The sequence below is a fragment of the Lentimicrobium sp. S6 genome (assembly GCF_013166635.1).
Classification (GTDB): Bacteria; Bacteroidota; Bacteroidia; order Bacteroidales; family UBA12170; genus UBA12170.
This window is the reverse complement of record NZ_JABKBZ010000202.1, coordinates 1-1,404: the sequence shown is the minus strand read 5'-3', so window position 1 is coordinate 1,404 and position 1,404 is coordinate 1. Positions and strand designations below refer to the sequence as shown.

Here is a 1,404-nt window from a genome sequence, read left to right as displayed (position 1 = left end):
AAAACTTCGTTAAAACCTGGGAAAAATGTTACGGAGGTACTGACTATGACAATGTACAAAGTATTATTCCTTATAAAGGGGGTTATTTGTTTTTTGGTACAACCTATAGCGATGATGGAGATGTTTCTAGCAGTTGTTATGAGTATGCTAATGGTACAGCATGGTTGGTGAATATTGATGCTAAAGGAGAAATTATTTTTGATAAATCATATTGCGGATTTGGTGGGGCAGCTGGAAAGAGAATAATATCAATTGATAGTGGTTTTTATTTGATAGGTTCTACAGGTCCTAATCATACAGGTGGAATCAATGGATATTGGTTGGCCAAGGCAGATACCAATTTTAATATCATTTGGCAAGATGTTTATGGTGGATCTAGTATCGAAGACCCACGAGGAGGATGTTTAAGTCATAATGGAGGTGTTATGGAGGTGGGGATTTCAACATCTACCGATGGAGACAAGGAGGTGTCTTATGGTTTTTGGGACAATTGGGTTGTGAATTTAAACCCCGATGGCACTAAGAATTGGATCGAAACTTATGGCAATATAAGACCTAGTGAGGGGGGGGAGGTAATCCAAACAAGTGATGGAGGCTATATGTTAACTGCCAGTTGTGATAATGGCTTACCTGGTAATATTTATTGTGAAGGTCATGATGGATTATTATCGGAAGCTTGGGCTATAAAAATCAATAGTGCAGGTGATATTGAATGGAACCAATGCTTTGGAGGTTCCAACCGAGATAATTTTAAGAATGTAATTGAATTAGAAGATGGTTTCCTGTTTATAGGAGCATCCACATCAGATGATGGTGATTTAAGTGGTCACTATGGTGAACCCGATGAAAGTACTGATATATGGTTGGTAAAATCAGATTTCAATGGTAATGTTATTTGGAGTAAAAACTATGGGGGAACAGACTGGGATACTGGAGTCAAAATGTTTGAAAATGAGGATGGAGGTTTTACGGTATTTTCAACCACCAAATCCCATGATTATGATGTGCAAGGAAACGATAATGTTTCCAATTCTTATATTGTATGGATGTTTAAGATAAATGAGGATGGAGATTTAATCTATCAAAAACCTTTTCCTGAAATGATTTATACTCAGACCCCTGATTTTATTAAAGTCTCCGAATATAAATATATAGCAGCGGTTACCAAAAGGTTTTTTGGTTGCTACCATAGCCAAGGCCAATGGAATGAAGATATCTATGTATTCGAAATACAAGATATGGATGAATTTATCCCTAGCCAAGCACAAGGCAACAGTAGTGTTTGTTTAAGCACAGAAACAGAAACTTACTACAGCACAGATTTAGTAATAGACACCATGGAAACCCAATGGTTATTAATACCTGAGGAGGCTGGAGAAATCACAGAAATGCACGATAGTGTCT

General features: G+C 37.1%; 1 protein-coding gene. It reads left to right on the top strand.

Annotated features, from left to right (window positions below; translation table 11 throughout):
- On the top strand, positions 1–1,404 hold a 1,404-nt coding region (locus HNS40_RS22340; protein WP_172284924.1), incomplete at both ends, for a hypothetical protein.